The following is a 19512-nucleotide window of genomic DNA, read 5'->3' on the forward strand; positions in this document are numbered from 1 at the left end:
CAGAAAATCAGTTGGCTTTATTTCCTGGAGCAATAAAGCCAACCGATGCTCGGTTAGATAGAAACCTGACTTTTTCAGGGCTGACTAAATAGTCAGCGAATAAAGAATGACTCACCTTGCTGGAAAGCTCGGGCTGCAGCACCGGATATCTGACTATGGAAGTTTTTCTGCTCCTGATCAAACCACTCAGGCACCTGCTGATGCTGCCTGACCAGGCCATGCTGATTCATCAGAAGACCTCGTTTGGTGTAAGTGCCGCCTTTCTTCAGCTGTCTGAGCCCTTCGCTATAGCTCTGCCCTGAAGAGATCAGGGTGTCTTCCTCAAGTTCCAGCCCCTGGCTTTCCCAGCGTTTAAGCTGCTCATAGCCGCCTAATGCCGTAATTCCCATACGAATCTGATTTTCGTAAGGTTCTGAGCTGTAATAATCCAGCGACCCGCTCTCATAACGGGCTTTTAACTCATGTAATGTTTGTCGGAACTTATCTTCACCCGATATTTTCTGATTGATCTCTTCCAGGCTTTTAGTCTGATAAGACACATAGCTAAGAGAAACCTGATCATCATATCGATTACCGGATGATGATTCCGCTGCAGTCTGCCGGGTCTTACCGGTTTCCTTTTCAGAGACAGACTGAGAGCCAGAGTTCCGGAATGAACCTATGGTGGATATTAATGATGTCAGCATGTCTTCGCCCTGAATTCATCCTGTTTAAAACATGGGTAACAACAGGGTTAAGCAGAAAACATGCCATTTAAAATAATCTTCTGTCTGTGTGGCAGATCTTAGTCATTAACAGTAGATTAATCGTTGCGATAAATGGTCTCAATCAGATGGAAACCAAATTTGGTTTTAACAGGGCCATGCACTGTCAGAATGGGTTTATTGAACACTACATTATCGAACTGGCGCACCATAGCTCCACGGCGGAATTCCCCCAGGTCACCGCCTTTCTTTCCGGATGGGCATAAAGAGTGTTGTTTAGCCAGTTTGCCAAAATCAGCACCGACTGCCAGCTTCTTTTTCAGACGTTCCGCTTCTTCGCGGGTTTTAACAAGAATATGACGGGCACAGGCAGTAGCCATGATGCGTACTCTCCAGAACAATAGTGACAAAAACGTGGAATTATACATCAAAATGGACCGTTTCAGGCATGATACTGCCGCATCACAGGCAATGCCTGTCCGCTGCTGGCAAGTCGATGCACAAGGCTACTGGTGAATAGAGGTATACTGGCAGGAGCAAGACACAGAGATAGAATCATAGCCGTGACTGAACATAGGCAAATAACAGTATCAGGGCTTTAACGAAACTGGCGATCAGAGAAGAAGGTCTTTGATATTGATGTCATCCGTAGCATTGTGGGATGTCAGGCTCAAATACTCGAAGAGAGCAGGTCAGCGCCCTGGTTGAGCTCCCGCCCATGATGATTGAGCAGGGAATTAATTTAAGTGAATTGTGCAACGGCTTACCGAATATACTTTCCGGGTGACACTCCAAATGTCCGGTAAAAGACCGAACAGAAAGCGCTTGCACTTTCATAGCCGACTTTGTTGGCTGCAACGTTCACCGGAGTTCCGGCTAATAACAGCGAGAGTGCTTCTTGCAGCCGTATCTGTTGACGCCAGATACTTAAACTCATGCCGGTCTCTTCTTTAAAACGCCTGGTAAAGCTACGACGGCTCATACCCGCAATCTGTGCCAGTTCATCGACTCCACGGCGATCAGCCGGGGTTCTTACCAGCATATTACAAACACGTAGTAACCTGGGATCACCAGGCATAGGGGCCATATGAGGAATTTTGGGTGCCGCTGACAGCTCCAATAGCAGAAGATCAATCACCTTCTGATCACGGTCACTCGGAGCACGAGAGCGGTCCATCTCTGTGATTTCAATGATCAGTGCACGCAGGAAATGCCCTACTTCAACCACATGAGCGACTTGTTCACGCTGGGCAACATCAGTATCAATATACAGCGTTCGTAGCGATACCGGCCCTCGGCAGGAGATATTATGTAACACGCCTGCCGGAATCCAAAGGGCTCTCTGGGGAGGTAATACTATTGCCGTATCATCTGCGACAACCGACATGACACCGATACTGGCGTAAAGTAACTGGACACACTCATGGGTATGCATCGGGTATTCCAGACCACCGCTGTATTCATCGGACAGACCAAAAACAGGGCTGTGTTCAAAGTCAGGGTGTTTTGCTTTTTTCATCATGCCTTACACTTACGTCTGCAACCAGTTTCGGTCAACCGCTCTCATGGCAAAACAGAGGAACAAGGCAGTTTGCTCCCGCTGCCCCTCCGGGGTCGGGTCACCAAAATGTCCGGTATCTAATCCTATATGAGATAAAACAGGGGCATCTGACAAGTTCATCCCTCGCGCCTTTACTGCGAATTTGAGCGGTTCCCAGAACGCAACCCGTTCATCAACAACGCCCCCTGTGGTTAACAGTGCTGGAAACTCAGCCGGCTGAAGGAGATCATAAGGCGAATAGCTGGCCATGTAGCAATAATCCTCTTCAACTCTGGGATCGCCCCATATGGCAAAAGGTGTGGAACCCAGCGGATGATTTTGCCAGTCATCCAATGTGTTTAACACATCCACAAACGGCACCTGGGCGATCACCCCCGCCCATAGATGGGGATGGCTGGCAAACACAGCTCCCATCAGAAGCCCTCCAGCAGACATACCGTGAGCGACAATATTCCCTTCACCAGCCAGCCCCCGTGCGATCAGGGTTTCTGCGCACGTTGTAAAATCAGAGAAGGTTATTTTTTTGCCTTGCCTGAGGGTCGGCCGCCACCAATGTGCTCCCCGTTCACCGCCACCCCGTACATGGGCGATGGCACAGGTCCAGCCTTGATCCGCCAGGACAATGATCTCAGGCCGGAACGTATCCTCCATAATCTCGCCATAGGCACCATAGGCGATCAGATACAAGGGTTGCACTGCGCTGGGGGGAGAAGAGGCTTTACTAATCAGAGTAACCGGAATTATGGCACCATCCTCTGCGGGAATATCCAGCCGTTGCAGCTTGTAATGATCCGATAAAAAGGACTCCGAATCACTGGATGTAAACAAAGGACTTGATTCTCCACAGTTAAACGACGCCCGCATTAGTCGCGGCGGTCGGATCGGAGAGCTATAGCAGTAACTGATCATATCACTGTGATAGTCCTGCTGGGGAATAATCTGCAGGGCATAGGCCTGGTCGTCAAACCCGATCTCCTGCTCATCACTCTCTGGCGACATCATCACCAGCCGGGGCCTGGCATCGCACCATTCAGTACGCACCAGATAATCGGCAAAGGGCATCACGCCACTGATATAGCATCCACTACGATGGGGCACCAGCTGCGACCAGTTCTCCTGTCCAGGAGAGGCAACCGGAGCTGTAACAAGCTTAAAGTCATCCGCGCCATCGGCATTGGTGCGTATCACAAACCTATCCTGCCAGTGCTCAACATAATAATCATGAAACGCCGACATGGGTTCAATCACTTGTGGACTGCGTGTCGGGTTAGCGGAGGGGATAAACCAGACCTCAGACTGATCTCCGTTCAGCAAACGGATAAAGATAAAGTCACCTGACGCTGAGGTGCTCAAGTCTATAAAGAAGGATGAATCCTGGTGTGAAAAACACTGAACATCGGTGCCTGCCTGAATATCCCGGCGCCAGACCGAGTTGGGTCTGCCCTTAGCATCTTTACCAATCCAAAACAGAAACTGTCCGTGCTTATCAAACGTGAAACCGCCATGACAGTGACAAAGATCATTAACGATCAGCAGCCCGGTTTCAATCTCCCGAACCCTGATGGCAAAGTCCCCCGACCCGGTTTCATCCAGCGCCCAGCCAAATAAGGTGTAATCCGGGCTGAACTTAGGGCCACCCCAGCTTAATGCCACATCAGGCTTAAGTTGTCTCTCCTGAGCCATATCCAGCAGGATATCTTCCTGATCGGTTGCAAGATGACGACGAGCGAAAAGTTTATCTCCGCTTTCTCCTCTCATTTCAGAGTAGAAATACTCACCACTGATAAAGCCTGTCTCTGTTTCGGCTATCCTTTCAAGCCGGTGCAGATCATGTTTCAGCTTGTCCATTTGAGGGGCCGACGCAGACATAATCCCACGGGTATAACCGTTTTCCTCGTCAATAGCACACTTGATCTCATCTTCCAAAGTCTGAGGCCGTCGCAAAACGGCCTGCCAGTCCCCTGGTTTCATCCAGCCATAGGGATCGGTGCGCCGGGTGCCAAACTTCTCTATAGGGGGCACATTTTCTCTTCGATGTTCCGGGGGATGTGGTAGCTGCTTACTCAAGATAGACCTCAACTTTCCATGGGAGATTCAGGGTGTTATGCACCGATTATCGATAACATCAGGCAGGCTCCCCATATGGGGCGGATTATAAGACTACAAACGTCGCAATCCAGATGAATAGGCGAAATGGCCTGACAAAGGCAAATATTGGCTCAAATGAGAGATGCTAAGCGACAGAGTCAAGCGATATAATCTTATTGTTAGTTATTATCAATAGCATTCTCACAAAGCGTGCAGGAGAACTGAAAAACAATGAAACATCGCCCGATCGTAACGGCCATTCGTAAAGTAACCCAGGCTGCCGTCCTGCCCGCCGCCACTCTTATCACCTTGCCTGCATCTGCGCAAACGACGCCAGCACAGGAGATGGAAGCGATTACAGTCGTCGCTGAAGCGCTTAAAGTTGATAACTCTGCACAAGACACTCCACGGGCAGTCTCCATTATCACCCGAGAAAAGCTGGATGCTGCAGCCCCCCAGAAGCTGGATGAAGCCCTTCGCTATACGGCCGGTGTGACAGCACAACCCTACGGTTCAGACAACGACACCGATTGGTTTAAAGTACGCGGTATGGATGCCGTCACCTATCTCGATGGCAGTCGTCTGTTTCGCGATGGTTACTACACCTGGCTAACGGAACCTTATGGCCTGCAACAGATCGAGGTTATTAAAGGGCCTGCGGCGATTCTGTTTGGTGAGTCCTCGCCAGGTGGTATCATCAATACCGTACAAAAAAAGCCAACCGATAACCCCCAAAACGAATGGTATGCACAGCTGGGTAATAAAGGCCTGTACTCTGTCAATCTGGATACATCGGATGCCCTGAGCGACAGCATGAGTTACCGCCTGGTCGGTAGTGTAAAAAGTCGCGAAGGTGAACTGGACGCTACGGAGAATGATCGTTACTACCTGGCACCTAGCCTGAAAATAGCACTTTCCGATCAAACGACTCTGATGCTGATGGCCACGCACCTACGGGATGATGGCGTACCCACCAACGGTTTTTTCCCTGCAGCCGGCACGCTTCTGGCGTCAGATTCCGGAAAAATTGACCCATCAACCAACTATGGCGAGCCTGACTACGATCTCTACGAACGCACCCAGGTATCCGTTGGCTATCAGCTTGAACATGCTTTCGACGATACCTGGCGTTTCTCTCAAAGCCTGAATTATGGCTACAACGACCTGTTACTGCGCAGCACTTACGCATTTTTCAATGCGGATCCTGCGGCGTCACAACTCTATCGTGGTGTTGTCTTCCGTGAGGGTGATAACCAGAGCGTTACCTTTGACAACCATGCTGTAGGTCAGTGGGATCTTGGCCGCACAGAGCATACCCTGCTGTTAGGTGTTGATCTGCAACGGCACAAAACAGAAGGTGAAGAGCAGGACAGTTACGCTTTCAGCCCAATTGCGGTGTCTGAGCCAGAGTATGGCCACTATACCCCTCTTGATCCAGCCAATAATCTGGATCGGGAGATCACAAAATCACAGGCCAGTCTTTATGCCCAATATCAGATCGATCTTGACGCTCGGTGGCTTGCACTGATCGGAGCGCGTTATGACCATGTCACAACGGAAAACAGCAGCCAGGCTGCCCGTCAGGATAAATCCCGTAGTGACGACGAGCTTTCATTCAACACCTCTGTGATGTATAGGGCGGATAATGGAATGTCGCCCTATGCAAGCTACTCTCAATCTTTTGAGGTGATCAGTACAATCGATTCAGCCACTGGGGAGCTGTATAAGCCTCTTTCAGGTGAACAGGTTGAGATCGGCGTGAAGTTTGAGCCTGACTTTATGGATGGCTACATTAATCTGGCCTGGTTCGACATCACGGAAAAAAATGCCCTGGTGACCAACCCGAATACTTTTGTCGCGACCCAGACAGGTGAAGAAACCTCAACCGGCATGGAACTGGATCTGGTCAGCCAACTGAGTGATAGTGTGAAGCTTTCTGCCACGTACACCTACACCAAAGCAGAAACCGACAACAGCTATGGTCAGGGCAAACAGCAAGCGGGCCTGATTCCTGAACATGCCGCATCCGCCTGGCTTGATTATGACGGAGCGTCTGCTGGCGTTGCGGCTCTGAATATCGGCCTGGGTGCTCGCTATATCGGCAAATCCAAAGACAACCCTGCCAGCAGTCACCTGACAGTGCCAGACGTTACCCTGTGGGATGCCAGAGTGAGTTACGACATCAATCAGCGCTGGAACGCCCAGCTTAATATCAATAACCTGTTCGATAAAGAATACGTATCCGGTTGTGACTACTGGTGCTACTACGGCCAATCACGCTCAGTCGTATTCAGTACCCGCTACCGCTGGTAAGCAAAAATGGACATCCTTCTCCCCCGTATGGGGAGAAGGTGTTTTGTATCCCATTAATATCCTGTGAAGAGAGCAGCTGCCATGCCATCTCTTATTCTGAATAACAAACCCTTGAACAAAAGCCTTGAACAGCAGGAGCCTGCTACTTGAACTCCCATCCTTTGCCGTCGCCACCTCTAACCCCTGAAAAGTGGACACCCACGGCGATTTTCACTCTTGTTATACTGGGGCTGTCTGCAGGACTTCAGTTAAGCGATCAGGGCGTTCAAAGCCTGTCTCTGTCCGCAATACAAAATACGTTTGATACAGGGGATACCGCACTGGGTTCCCTGCAGGGAGTGGCAGGCTTTCTGATCGGCAGCCTGCTTGCCATCCCTCTGTCACGCCTGGTGGATAAATACTCTCGTAAGCGCATCCTGCTAAGCTTTATTTTTGCGTCTGCCACCCTGATGGCATTAAGTGCCCTGGCCCCCAATTTCAGCCTGTTTTTCCTGGGGCGGGCCTCTGCGGGTATCCTGGAGTTTGCCATGATCCCCCTGGTTTACTCCATGATACCGGATCTGGCACCGGAGCAAGACCGGGTACTGGCTAATCTCGGATTTGCCGCCATTATGGCCATAGGCGCCAGCGGCGGTTACTACTTTGGTGACGTAATTATTGCCACAGGTGACGCTATTTTTTCATTTGAGGCCGAGCCCTGGCGCAAAGGTCTGCTGCTGCTTTCAGTCGCCGGACTCCCCCTGTTTCTGCTGGCACTACTGACACAGAACCCGGCAAGGTATCCAGGCCTGGTCGCCTCGTCTCCATCCGATTCTATTGTGCAGTTTTTACGGCAGCGCTGGAAAACCATGGTACTCTTCATGGGGGCTGCAGGCTGTATGGTGATTGCGGTACAGGCACTTAATCAGCTGATAGCCCTGGCGATGGAACGCCGGTTTGATGCTGATATCACCAGTATTGGACAAGCAATGGGTATTATTCTGCTGATCGTCAGTGCCGGAAGCATCCCCGCCGCCGGTCTGCTGGACAGGCTCCTGGGGCGCGTTCTGCAGCAGGCCTCACGCCCGGGTATTATGGCCCTGGGGGCCATAACCTCGATACCCGCCGCTGTGGCATTGAACGCCACCGCCTATATGGATCAGGCTTTTATCATCATAGGGGTATTTATATTCCTGACCGCCACGGCGAATGCACTGGTTCCGACCTTGTTACAGGATCTTCTGCCTGCTGCAATTCGAGCACGCAGTTTCGCGATCTGGAGTTTCCTGGTTTCCACCTTTTCAGCGTCAGGCCCTTTACTGTCAGGCGGTTTGTCGGATGTTCTGTTTGATCATGATCTGCTACTGGCGATCACCATGACCACTGTTCCAGCCCTTTGTCTGTCTGCCTTTTTTGCGCTACAACTTGTTCGGGAACTGAGGGAAAATAAAGCACTATAGAAGAACGTTCAGCCAATATGATCAAACAACAAATAATGATTCAGGAGCGCTCTGGTTAGCAGCCACGATATTGTGGCTGCGATGTTGCATTAACAGACCCTGAAGGATACAAAAAAGTAATGAAGAGAAAGTAAAGCAATCAGGCTGTCAGAAGTGCATCCAGTGCTGCTCTGGCTTCGTTAACCGCTTCTTCACCTTTCGCCACACCAGCTGCTTCAATCTGATGGATATCCTGCAAACCAACAAAGTTCAGTGCTACTTTCAGATAAGTACTCTGATGGTTCAGGAATGCAATTGGCGTATGTTCACGATAATCACCACCACTGGCACTCAGTACATAAACCGGACGATCTTCCAGTAAACCCTGCGGACCATTTTCAGTGTAAGCAAAAGTTTCACCAACACGAGCCACCTGATCAATCCAGGTTTTCAGGCCAGAGGTAATGCTGAAGTTATGCATCGGCGCTCCAATCACCACTTCGCTGGCACTTTTCAGTTCAGCAATCAGCTCATCAGAGACCTTCAATGCGTTAACCTGAGCATCAGTACGGTTTTCAGCCGGAGTATAAAAAGCACCAATGGTCTCTTCCGTCAGGTGAGGTGGCGGTGTCATGCCAACATCACGATGAATAACTTCACCATTCGGGTTATTTGCCCGCCACTTACTAACAAACTCATCTGTCAGACTACGGGTAACAGATTGCTGACGCTTAGGGCTTGAGTGGATAACCAGTAATGTTTTCATAAGATCAGTCTCAACGTTTTGTTTCGGATTACGGTGCAGTTTATAGATATATATTGGAAAGAAAATTGCAGATATTCGTGCTATCCTTTCTAAAAAATAGAACATTGGTGTAGGCAATTGGCAGGACATAAAACGACACTGGAGCAATGGCGAATTCTGCAGGCGGTAGTCGATCACGGAGGATATACTCAGGCGGCTGAGGCCTTGTTTCGCAGTCAGTCTTCGTTAAATCATGCAGTAAAAAAGCTCGAATCTCAGCTAGGTGTGCCTTTACTTGAGGTAAAGGGACGTAAAGCCTTTCTGACAGAAGCGGGAGAGGCATTATTAAGACGCTCTCGTGTATTAACAGAAACGGCCACTAATCTGGAAAAACTGGCTGATAATATTACCCTCGGTTGGGAGCCACAGCTGACAATATCTGTTGAACTGGCATATCCCAGAGCATTACTGCACAAAGTGCTGAGAGCATTTTATCCGGAAAGCCGAGGGACCAGACTGCGCATTATTGACTCAGCCCTGACAGGCTCGATTGAACTGCTCAACAACAAAGAGGTTGATCTGGCCATTACCCATGAAGTACCTAAAGGTATGACCGGTGATGTGTTATGTCATGCAGAATTCATTCTGGTAGTACACCCGGATCATGAACTGGCTCTGGAGTCACGTTCACTGAGGTTACAGGAGCTGGAGAGTCATCTGCAAATTGTGATTAAAGACAGCGCCCGGAATCCTGATGATAAGCGGGGATGGCTGAAAGCTGAGCAACGCTGGACTGTTGATAGTTTTGAGCGGGCAAAGCAAACCCTGAAGCAGGGTCTGGGCTTCTGCTGGCTACCGGAGCATGAAGTCCGAGAGGACATCCGGCGAGGCGAGTTAAAACGCATGGAAGTGGACTATACATCAGGGCGTGTTGGCGCTATGAGTCTGGTGGTACCTAACCCGGACATACTGGGCCCCGGCGGACGCAGGCTTTACGAGCTTTTTATTCAACATGGCAGAGATGAATAACAGGCGCCAGAAACGGATAACAAATCGTAGCAGTGTCAGCTGAATATGTGTGTGTTTTAATCTGTTTGCAGGTAAAACGTTAATATTTGTGTGTGACATATCTTGTCCGTTTTACTGAGGTATAATCAGGGTATAGCAGACGATGGGGGTACCTGATGGGAAGACGATTACTAAAAGCCGGATTTGCCAGAGCAATAGGATGCATTGCGATATCACTGGTACTTATTTCTGGCCAGGCCTGGTCAGACGAACATAAAGGCATTATTGATGCAACGATCAGACTGGATCGGAAATACATTCCGGCGTTGTATTACACGCATATAGCGGATCAGGTTAAAGCCGAAGAGTCTATAAAAGCTCTCAATGCCCAATGGGGTTTATTCCTGAAGCATTATGATCGCCTGAATTCCGATGACAACTGGCAGCATTTTATCTCGGTGGCCTCAGGCATGATTACTGACGCTCAGAAAGCGGTTGCGGAAGGTCAGATGAAAACCGCTCATGATCGCCTGTCCGGTGTAGCCGTTACTCTGAGAGGGCTGAGAGAGAGAAATGGTATCTCAGGTTATTTCCTGGATCAGCTGAATGATTACCGGGTACACATGGATGCTATTGTGGCTGCAGGTAAATCCGGTGCCGCCATGAAAATGTCTGATATACGTATCATTCAGAAGCACTGGGCTCAGGTATGGCCTCGCTGGGAAACCATTCGTCGTCATATCAGCCGTAATAAGTTTGACCAACAGCGCTATGGTTTTTCAGATAACCGTCTGATTGAACTGAAGCAGGCTATTGCTCAGGAGCAGCAAGCCTTGTTTGACCTGAAGTTTGCCCTGCTGAATGGAGATCGGGGCCGGATAGGTAAAGCGACGGCAGCGCTTCCGGCAGGCTTTGAAAGAACATGGCGAGCATTTGGCGAACTGGATTACGATATGATTCAGCAATAATCCATATCAGCTGATGTGATAATCAATACAGGCAACCGTTTATTGAAAGGTTGCCTTTCTTTGTTGCACGGCTTCGGATGTCTATGCTCCGGATTGTGAACAGCAAGACGATGAAGCTACTTTTACTGACGTAAATGACGACGGTGCAATGATAATATATGTTTCTATGAAATAACGATTGCGGACCAGGGTATAGCCATCTCTGCTTCTATCGCTTGCCACAACAGGATTGTGTATGTCATCAACAGCGTTTATGGATATCAGCTATCTGAGCCAGGTATCGCCGAGTGGACAGGCTGGCCGTAAAGGTAATCAGGATAACTTTCTGGTGATAGCCCCCAGTGGTAAGGCAGTTTGTCTGAAACGTCGGGAACAATACCATTTTACTCATCAGAGCTGGCCAGAAGGACAGTATCGTCTGGTAGTCAGCGATGGTATTGGCGGAGGCAGACACGGAGGAGAGATCTCTGAGGAGTTGATTGAGGCTCTATCCTGTGTCGGCCACTTTTCAGAACAGAATCTGCTCTGTTCATTTCTGGATGATCTGCATCACGAGATGCAGCAGCGATGGAATCCAGACAGACTGAAAGAAGGTGCCACTCTGACACTATTAGAGAGTCAGACTCCGAACCAGGTTCAGCTATTTCATGTCGGTGACTCACGGCTGTTTGAAATCAGTCAGAGCCGTGTTAACTGCCTGACACTGGATCATAGCCTGGCAACTCGTCAGGTTGTAGCAGGAGCCATTACCTCTGAAGTGGTCTGGGAGCAGGCTATTTTCGACCCTGACCGCCCTTCGTCAGAGCTGCTGTGTCAGGCTTTTGTTCTGGGAAGTGCTATGGCACCAGAGTCACGAAATTTCAGGCCCACACTGTTTCCATTGACAGAAGAGCGTTTACCCTGGTTTCTTGCGGATAAAGCCGACCGAAGGCTGATTCGATTAAAAGCCGGTTGCCTGTATCTGCTGGCAACCGATGGCTTCTGGCATCTGCCTGATTCCATGAGCTGCATCAGGCAAGCACCGGAGTTGTACCAGAATAGCCGTGATTCAGAAGATTTTCTGCAGCAGTTGTTTGCGTTGTTAAAAAAGCAAACACCGGATCGCTGGCTGGGAGACAACTGTACCGCAATTGCATTCCAGCTGAAGCCAGAAGCTGTCTGATGACAGCTTCTGAGATAATAAAGAGCAATACTGCAAATCAGGACGCTGAGCTGAGTTTTTCCAGAATTGTTTTCAGGTTCCCTTTCAGCTGCTTCGCCTGATCATCAGGCAGCAGGCTTAATAACTCTGCTTCTTCAGCATGGGCAATATCCTGCATCTGTTTACCAATTTCCTGTCCTTGTGCTGTGATGCTCAGTGTACTGGCATTGGTATAACTGGCCAGACCTTTCTCAATCAGCAGATCAACTGTTGCCCGCAGACTATCATCCGGTTGCATCACCATTGCTGAAAGTTCGGCAACTGGCAGACGGCCATGATCGGTCAGGCGAATCACTATACGCCATTCTTCAGGAGAGATATTGCATTGTTCCTGCAGTTTCGGATATAGCTTTGCGCAGTAGCGATTGTATGTTGCTCTTAGCAGATACAGCAGGTAATCGCCGACAAAGTCACCTTCTGTCTCCGTTGCCATGGTTTTAGCCATAGCCGGGTGTTGCGCCGATACAGCATAACCGCCACGGGAGAATACCAGAGGCAACACGGCATTATCATAGCGATATTCTTTTACTTCACCCACCAGAATCAGATGGTCGCCACCTTCATAGACTGCCCATGTTTTACATTCAAACTGAGCGGCGTATTCATCCAGTACAGGGGCATCTCCCAGCCCCGGATGCCAGGCCACATCTTTAAACTTATCTTCCCCTCGACTGGCAAAACGATTAGACGTATCAACCTGATCACGCCCCAGAACGTTAACAGCAAAGTGCTCCGCTTTCTCGAATGCACTCAGGCTATGGGCACCTTTATCAATGCTCCACAGAATCAGAGGCGGATCGATTGATACGGAGTTGAAGCTGCTGGCTGTAACACCAACGGGCTGGCCTTCAGTATCCAGTGCAGTAATTACGGTAACACCAGTAGGGAACTGAGAAAGCGCCCGGCGGAAATCTTTAACATCAAAAGCTGTGTCAGTCATTGTTTTGCCTTAATTTTTTATGGCCTGTTATTACAGCATTAAGCTGGATTATTTGCAGCAGCAGGCCTTTATATAAGCTGTGCAGGAGCGACTCAGGAGCAGAAATTATCTTTCTGCTCCTGAGCATTTTCTGAAGGGTGAAACGATAACACAGGATTAAACCATTGTCGGATCAGGTTCCATACCCATCAGAGAGCGGCCCAGAATCTGTTTACATACATCATAATCAGTATAGGCATGCGCAGCCGTCATATTAACATCACGCCACAGACGCTGGATTTCGTTATCATGAATCCAGGTGCTGCCACCGGAGACTTCAAACAGACGGTTAACGGCTTCACAGCACATTTTTACGGCATAAGCCTGATTTGTACGCCAGAAGGCCAGCTCATCATCCGTTGGGTAGCGCTTCTGCTCGCCAAATTCTTTGTGCTCATTCCAGGTTTTCTCCAGGAAAGCACGCGCAGCGTGAACCTGGTGAGTTGATTCCGCCAGACGCATCAGTGGTGGAATCTCTTTACCGGACGAAGCCAGTGTGTAAGCACGGGTGCGGTTTTTAGTCAGCTCTTTATAGACTGTCAGCATGCGCTCAGAAATACCCAGCGCCATAGCCGCAAATCCGCAGGCAAAGTACGGACGATACGGCGTGTAATAAATTTTACTATCCGGATACAGACCAAAGCCTTTTGACTGACCTGTCATCATCGCTTTTGCTTTCTCGATGCGATGCTCAGGAATAAACGTATCTGTCTTAATTCTCAGTGTCTTGGTACCTGAAGCCTTCATACCTGCAGAGTACCAGTCATCAATGATGTCGTAGTCTGTGCTTGGGATAACACCGAAGCAGTAGTCCTTTTCACCGGTCTCAGGGTTATCACGCAGGAAGCCGAGAATCGCCCATTCAGCGTGGTCGCAGCCAGAACTCCACTTCATATCACCATTAAACAGAACGCCACCTTCTGTTTCAGTCACTTTACCAAAAGGTGCAATACTACTGCTGGCAACAGCATCCGGGTTCTCAGTCCAGAACTCATCCTGTGCCTGCCTGGAGAACATAGCCATCTGATGGCTATGAGTGATCAGCAGGCTGAATGCCCAGGCAGTACCTCCACAGGCACCCGCCAGCGCAGCGATACAATCCGTCACTTCTGGCAAAGAGGCTTCCATACCGCCGTAGGCTTTTGGTTGCAGAGCGCGGTGCAGATTGATCGATTTCAGCATACGAATATTTTCGTCTGGTACTTTTCGCTCCTGCTCTGCCTGTACAGCGTTAGCAGCAATGGCCGGAAGAATCTCTTGCAGTTTATCCAGTAGAGGATTTGGCTGTTTCATCAGTATCACCTTTGATTATATCTTTTTTGTTGTGTTTCTGAGGCTTCTTAAGCAAAGGAGTCATCACATCCCCCTCTGTTAGCCTGTGTTGTTAATCATTATCTGGACAGAAGAGGCACTTTAGAATGGATCTTTCAGAGAGAAAATTGTACTTTTCATAGAGATCGTTAACGAGAATCGGTTGTTTTCTTGACATAAAATTAACATATTAACTATAAACCCTTTTGATTATTAAGGCTTTTTTTAAAAAAAAGACAAAGACTGAGAATGTTGATTTTATTATTTGTACAAAAATTGAAAAACCGGCCCTGCTTTCCTGTCGAATCAGAATACAGATGAGAGATTAAAATGAAGGATACTGCTGAGATCCCTGTTCAACCCTCTTTACGAGCAGACGGCATACCCAATATTAATATCGGGCAGTCCTATGATCAGCACTATACAGATGCTGAAATCCATTATGAGAATCTGGAAAATCTGGCCGCTTTTTTTGGCCGCAATATGCCGGTTCATTACCACGACAGGTTTTACCAGTTACATGTAATTCTGAATGGCATTGTCAGGGTTCATCTGGATGAACAGAGCTACACCGCTGAAGGACCAGTTTTCTTTCTGACCCCTCCCGCTGTTCCACATGCATTTGTGACCGAAAATGCTGCCAAAGGCCATGTACTGACGATTCGACAGCAGCAGGTGTGGAATCTTCTGGGAGGTATGGAGCAGAGTCTGTGGGGCAGTAATAGTGCCATCAGCCATCCATTGTGTGTGGCTCTGGAGCCGGAGTACAGCCCGATTGCTGCACGTTTTCTCCGGCTGTTGGAACTGATAGGTGAAGAATATGATCAGACAGAAATTCAGCGTAACCGGGCTTTACAGGCTCTACTGCAGCTTATTCTGATCGACATCTGTCGATTAGCCGATCAGGAGCAGCCTCAACAGAATGTCCGTAAAGAGGACGTACGTATCTTTCATACTTTTAATGGTCTGATCGAACAGCATTACCGGGAACATCTGACTCTCAGTCAGTACGCCGGAAAAATCGGGGTAACAGAAGCCCGCCTGAATGATATCTGTCAGCGACTGGCCGGGTTAGCTTCCAAACGCCTGGTGATGGACAGAATCATGCAGGAGGCCCGACGTTTCCTGTTGTTCACGACTATGGGGGTGACCGAAATCAGTTATGAACTGGGTTTTAAAGACCCGGCCTATTTCGCACGTTTTTTCCGCAGACATTCCGGAATGACCGCCAGTCAGTACCGAAAAGAACACCGACGTTGAATATCGCAGTATAAAATCACTTACTGCCCCGTAAGTTTTAAACATTCTGTTTTGGCAGAATTTGCTGGTATCTTGTCATAGCTGCCATGACTGGTGAGCTCTAACATGAGGCTTCTCTGCTCAGATCTGTTTGTCAGATAAACCACAGGAGTAATGTTATGAGTCTGACCTATGGTATTTATATCTATCCGGAAGTCGCTTCGCTGGATTTTGTTGGTCCGTATGAAGTATTTGATCTGTCTGCCTGGTTACTGAAAAGTGGCAGGGTAGTGACGATTGCAGAAACGGTTGATTCCATCATCTGTTCCAATGGTATGGAAGTTAAGCCCCAGTTTACTTTTGATACAGCACCTGATCTGGATATGCTGCTGGTACCGGGTGCCAACAGCCTGGAAGCGGCATTGAACAGTGATAAAGCGATAGACTGGATACGTCAGCAAGCGGACAAAGTGCAGTATATGACAGCGGTATGTACTGGTAGTCTGATTCTGCAGAAAGCTGGTTTGCTGGCCGGAAAGAAAGCGACGACTCATTGGATGCTGACCAAAGCACTGGCTGAAGATGACAGCATTACTGTCATGCCGGATATGCGTTATGTACGCGATGGTAATATTATTACCTCACAAGGGGTTTCAGCAGGGATTGATATGTCTCTCTGGTTAACCGGAGAGATTCATAACCCGGCTCATGCCCGTGAAGTCAGAAAAGTACTGCATTACGATCCGGCACCTCCGTATCAGGCTGAAATCTGATCCGGTCAGCTATAAACAGCATCTGTTCTGTGCCCGGAACAGATGCTATTGATCCGGGAGGGGCAGGCTTATCTTCTTTTCAGAAGGATCAAATCATATATCGGGAGATAAAATGATGATTTGCACTTATGCTGAATATTGAAATTTTCATTTATGATCAGGTAATTGCCCTGGATGTCACCGGGCCAATGGAAGTGTTTACCGCAGCGAATCATATCCGCCAGTTACAGGGGAAACCTCCGGCATACAGAATTTTTTTATCTGCCCTGACTCCGGGGTTGATCCGGTTATCTTCCGGAGCCGAGTTATATGCCAGAGAATCTCTGACAGATCTGCCTCCCTGCGACTATTTTATTTTACCTGGCAGTTTTATTACTCCTGAAATAATTCAGGATAAACCTCTGGTTGAGAGATTAACAGCAAAGGCTCAGGCATCCTCTAAACAGGTTTCTATCTGTACCGGTACCTTTTTACTGGCAGCAACGGGGCTGCTGGATTACAAACACTGCACGACACACTGGCATTACGCTCAACAGCTGGCAGAGTGTTTCCCGACATTAAAGGTCAATGCTGATGCCATTTATATTCAGTCTGGTTCGGTGTACAGCAGCGCCGGAGTAACTGCCGGTATTGATCTGGCACTGGCTCTGGTTGAGCAGGACTATGGTGCTGATCTGGCAATGGCCGTTGCCAGAAGCCTGGTGCTGTATATGCGACGCCCAGGGGGGCAGTCCCAGTTCAGTGAGCCGATGCAGCTGCGGCATAAAACGGGTGAACGTTTTAACAAATTGCATGACTGGCTACAGGAAAATATTCGCTCAGCGTTATCCGTAGAACAGATGGCTAATTTTTGTCGTATGAGCCCCCGGCATTTTGCCAGACGTTTTACGGATACCGTTAACATCACTCCGGCTAAATATCTGGAACAACTCCGGCTGACCAAAGCCCGTGAACTGCTGGAAACAACGAATCTGTCCATAGAGGCCGTTGCTCTGGATGCAGGGTTTGGCAAAGAAGAGCGTCTTCGCAGAACATTTCTTAAAATATTAGGAGTTACTCCAGGCATGTACCGGCAGCATTTTATGCTGCAGAACGCGCTCTGACTTTCTTTACACTGCCACCAAATAGATTTGCATACCTGCCATTAGTTTTTCTGCTTTTGTTATAACAGATACCTGATAAGCACGATAATTGAGTGTTATATATGGTGCTGCATATGTGATGGTACGGCCATTTCAGCAAAACCAGCGTCATTTAATGACGCAATAAAAAGAGCATTTTTTTAAGCAATCCCCGATTGAATTAACTTAACATATTAATTAATATGTTAACTTGTTGCTCAGACAAGCACTGAAAAGATGTTCCGGTAAGAGCCTGTCTGACCTGCAGCAACCTGATTAAAACTATAACTGCTCAAAGACTCATAAAAACAAAGAAACTTAAAGGCAAGACGGAGAACCAAAATGAAAATCGGACTGCTCAAAACGCTGAAAGTAACAACCATCAGCCTGCTTTTGTCCTCATTTGCTGCGACCGCCAGCGCTGAAACGACCCTGCGTGTAGGTAGCTGGTTACCACCTAACCACCCTCAGAATGCTGAAGTATGGCCAACCTGGTCCAGGTGGGTTGAAGAAGCCACAGAAGGCCGTGTGAAAGTTGAAGTCGAATACGGTCTGGGTCACCCGAAAACAATGTTTGAACTGGTAGAAGACGGTGTGATTGATGCTTCTTTCAGTTATCACGGTTATGTACCTGGTCGTTTTAAACTGACCCAGGCAGTAGAGCAGCCTCTGCTGGGTGTATCTGCTGAAGCCGCTTCTGTTGCTCACTGGCGTGTGTTTGAGAAGTATTTTGCTAAAGCTCAAGAACATGATGGCCTGGAAGTGATAGGCCTGTTTACCCACGGACCAGGCCAGATCCACATGGCAGAACCGATTAAATCTCTGGCCGAGCTGGAAGGTAAGAAGATCCGTCTGGGCGGTGGCGTTCAGGGTGAAATTGGCCACCGTCTGGGAGTGACATCAGTAGGTGCTCCAGCGCCTAAAGTATATGAAATGATGCAGCAGGGCGTTATTGATGGTGTGTTTATTCCTATGGGTGAGCAGAAAAGTCTGCGTCTGAAAGAAGTGGCACGTAACGTTATCGCTCTGCCTGGCGGCATGTACCTGGGTAGTTTTGCGATGTTTATGAACCCTGACTTCTTGGCGGACCTGGATGAGAAAGATCGTCAGGCAATCCTGAGTGTATCCGGTGAAAAGCTGTCTGCTATGGCCGGTCAGGCCTGGGATAAAGCTGATGCTGCGGGTCTGCAGGCAGCTAAAGACGCCGGTGTAAATATTGTTGAAGTGAGCACAGGTGATCCTCTGGCACAAGAGTTTGTGGCACTGACTAAAGGTATGGATGAAGCTTTCCTGAAATCTGTTGCTGACCGCAAGGTTGACGCTGAAGCCGCTCTGGCTGAACTGCGTCAGATCGCTCGCAGCTACGACAAATAAGGAGCTTCGGCTATGACCTTCAGTGCCTGGCTGACAGCGCACTACGAAGAAAAAGGGCCGGTCGCATGGCTGGCCTTTTTTCTTGAGTTAATTGCTGCTGTAACCCTGTTTTTTCTGATGCTACTGACCTGTGCCGATGTATTTGGTCGTTATTTTCTGGATAACGCCGTTGATGGCACCACTGAGCTGACAGAGATGGGAATCGCCATCCTGGTTTTTGCTGAGATGCCTGTCATTACCTGGCGGGCCGGTCATGTGGTAGTGGATATTCTGGATCGCTGGATGAGCAACAGCCTGATTAAGGCTTTGGGGCTCTTATCCGCTTTTCTTATTGCCTCTTCCCTCTACTTTCTGGCAGATAGAATTTACTACCTGGCGGCAAGGGCGTTACGTCGGGAAGAAGTCACAGAGTACCTGCAAATTCCTGTAGGCCATATCGTAGAGTATATCGCCATTATGAGCTGGATCACGGCCGCAGCCATGATCACCTATGGTGTGTATCGACTGTTGTTTTTGTCCAGGGATTAACCTGTCACCGGGTTAAAGGATTTCTGATGATATGTCTGATAGCTGCATCCGGGGAGCTGGCAGACAATCAGCGTGCACAGATGTACGCACTAAATCACAGGTATTTCCAATGATTACTGCATTAACCGGCTTTGCGATTCTGCTGCTGATCATCGTAGTGTTACGTGTGCCTATTGCTTTC

Annotated in this window: 17 protein-coding genes; 10 read left to right on the forward strand and 7 right to left on the reverse strand. The window is 48.7% G+C overall.

All coding sequences use genetic code 11. The annotated features are described in order from the left end of the window. Positions 1-92: 92 nt before the first annotated feature. From H4O21_RS23345 to H4O21_RS23360, 4 genes are all read right to left on the reverse strand, one after another. A complete protein-coding gene (locus tag H4O21_RS23345; RefSeq protein WP_182812021.1) occupies positions 93-686 on the reverse strand; it encodes a hypothetical protein in 594 nt (197 codons plus the stop codon). Positions 687-802: 116 nt separating this feature from the next. Beyond that, the gene (locus H4O21_RS23350; protein WP_220495820.1) at positions 803-1084 is read right to left on the reverse strand and encodes a peptidylprolyl isomerase; all 282 of its coding nucleotides are present in this window, start codon (positions 1082-1084) and stop codon (positions 803-805) included. Positions 1085-1467: 383 nt separating this feature from the next. Next, complete coding sequence (locus H4O21_RS23355; RefSeq protein ID WP_182812023.1) at positions 1468-2226, reverse strand: AraC family transcriptional regulator; 759 nt, start codon at positions 2224-2226, stop codon at positions 1468-1470. 9 nt (positions 2227-2235) lie between these two features. After that, positions 2236-4332, reverse strand: a complete 2097-nt coding sequence (locus H4O21_RS23360; protein WP_182812026.1) for a prolyl oligopeptidase family serine peptidase — start codon at positions 4330-4332, stop codon at positions 2236-2238. A gap of 252 nt (positions 4333-4584) precedes the next feature. Between H4O21_RS23360 and H4O21_RS23365 the strand changes: the two genes are divergently transcribed. Both H4O21_RS23365 and H4O21_RS23370 read left to right on the forward strand, forming a co-directional pair. Further along, positions 4585-6666: a TonB-dependent siderophore receptor gene (locus H4O21_RS23365; RefSeq protein WP_182812029.1), complete on the forward strand. Its 2082-nt coding sequence runs from the start codon at positions 4585-4587 to the stop codon at positions 6664-6666. Positions 6667-6812: 146 nt separating this feature from the next. Then, positions 6813-8105, forward strand: a complete 1293-nt coding sequence (locus tag H4O21_RS23370) for an MFS transporter (protein WP_220495821.1) — start codon at positions 6813-6815, stop codon at positions 8103-8105. A gap of 139 nt (positions 8106-8244) precedes the next feature. On the opposite strand, the gene H4O21_RS23375 is transcribed toward H4O21_RS23370, so the two are convergent. Continuing rightward, on the reverse strand, positions 8245-8850 hold the full coding sequence (locus H4O21_RS23375; RefSeq protein WP_182812032.1) for an FMN-dependent NADH-azoreductase: 606 nt from the start codon (positions 8848-8850) through the stop codon (positions 8245-8247). A gap of 117 nt (positions 8851-8967) precedes the next feature. Between H4O21_RS23375 and H4O21_RS23380 the strand changes: the two genes are divergently transcribed. From H4O21_RS23380 to H4O21_RS23390, 3 genes are all read left to right on the forward strand, one after another. Further along, the gene (locus H4O21_RS23380) at positions 8968-9858 is read left to right on the forward strand and encodes a LysR family transcriptional regulator (RefSeq protein WP_182812035.1); all 891 of its coding nucleotides are present in this window, start codon (positions 8968-8970) and stop codon (positions 9856-9858) included. Positions 9859-10013: 155 nt separating this feature from the next. After that, positions 10014-10805, forward strand: a complete 792-nt coding sequence (locus H4O21_RS23385; protein WP_182812038.1) for a hypothetical protein — start codon at positions 10014-10016, stop codon at positions 10803-10805. A 235-nt stretch (positions 10806-11040) separates the two neighbouring features. Beyond that, a complete protein-coding gene (locus H4O21_RS23390) occupies positions 11041-11967 on the forward strand; it encodes a PP2C family protein-serine/threonine phosphatase (RefSeq protein WP_182812041.1) in 927 nt (308 codons plus the stop codon). 37 nt (positions 11968-12004) lie between these two features. Here the strand turns inward: H4O21_RS23390 and H4O21_RS23395 are convergent, their stop codons facing one another. Both H4O21_RS23395 and H4O21_RS23400 read right to left on the reverse strand, forming a co-directional pair. Continuing rightward, the gene (locus tag H4O21_RS23395) at positions 12005-12946 is read right to left on the reverse strand and encodes a flavin reductase (protein WP_182812044.1); all 942 of its coding nucleotides are present in this window, start codon (positions 12944-12946) and stop codon (positions 12005-12007) included. A gap of 156 nt (positions 12947-13102) precedes the next feature. After that, positions 13103-14278 (reverse strand): p-hydroxyphenylacetate 3-hydroxylase oxygenase component, encoded by a 1176-nt coding sequence (locus tag H4O21_RS23400; RefSeq protein WP_182812047.1) that lies wholly within the window; start codon positions 14276-14278, stop codon positions 13103-13105. A 348-nt stretch (positions 14279-14626) separates the two neighbouring features. Between H4O21_RS23400 and hpaA the strand changes: the two genes are divergently transcribed. The 5 genes from hpaA to H4O21_RS23425 all read left to right on the forward strand — a co-directional run bounded on the left by hpaA (position 14627) and on the right by H4O21_RS23425 (position 19331). Then, positions 14627-15556 carry a 4-hydroxyphenylacetate catabolism regulatory protein HpaA gene (gene hpaA / locus H4O21_RS23405; protein ID WP_182812050.1) on the forward strand — a complete coding sequence of 310 codons (930 nt, stop codon included), beginning with the start codon at positions 14627-14629 and terminating at the stop codon, positions 15554-15556. Between the two features lie 158 nt (positions 15557-15714). Further along, positions 15715-16308 (forward strand): DJ-1/PfpI family protein, encoded by a 594-nt coding sequence (locus H4O21_RS23410; protein WP_182812053.1) that lies wholly within the window; start codon positions 15715-15717, stop codon positions 16306-16308. Positions 16309-16436: 128 nt separating this feature from the next. After that, positions 16437-17411 (forward strand): GlxA family transcriptional regulator, encoded by a 975-nt coding sequence (locus H4O21_RS23415; protein ID WP_182812056.1) that lies wholly within the window; start codon positions 16437-16439, stop codon positions 17409-17411. 360 nt (positions 17412-17771) lie between these two features. After that, a complete protein-coding gene (locus tag H4O21_RS23420) occupies positions 17772-18803 on the forward strand; it encodes a TRAP transporter substrate-binding protein (protein WP_182812059.1) in 1032 nt (343 codons plus the stop codon). A 12-nt stretch (positions 18804-18815) separates the two neighbouring features. Further along, positions 18816-19331 (forward strand): TRAP transporter small permease, encoded by a 516-nt coding sequence (locus H4O21_RS23425; protein ID WP_182812061.1) that lies wholly within the window; start codon positions 18816-18818, stop codon positions 19329-19331. Positions 19332-19512: the final 181 nt, after the last annotated feature.

This window comes from Oceanospirillum sediminis, assembly GCF_014164585.1.
Classification (GTDB): Bacteria; Pseudomonadota; Gammaproteobacteria; order Pseudomonadales; family Halomonadaceae; genus Oceanospirillum; species Oceanospirillum sediminis.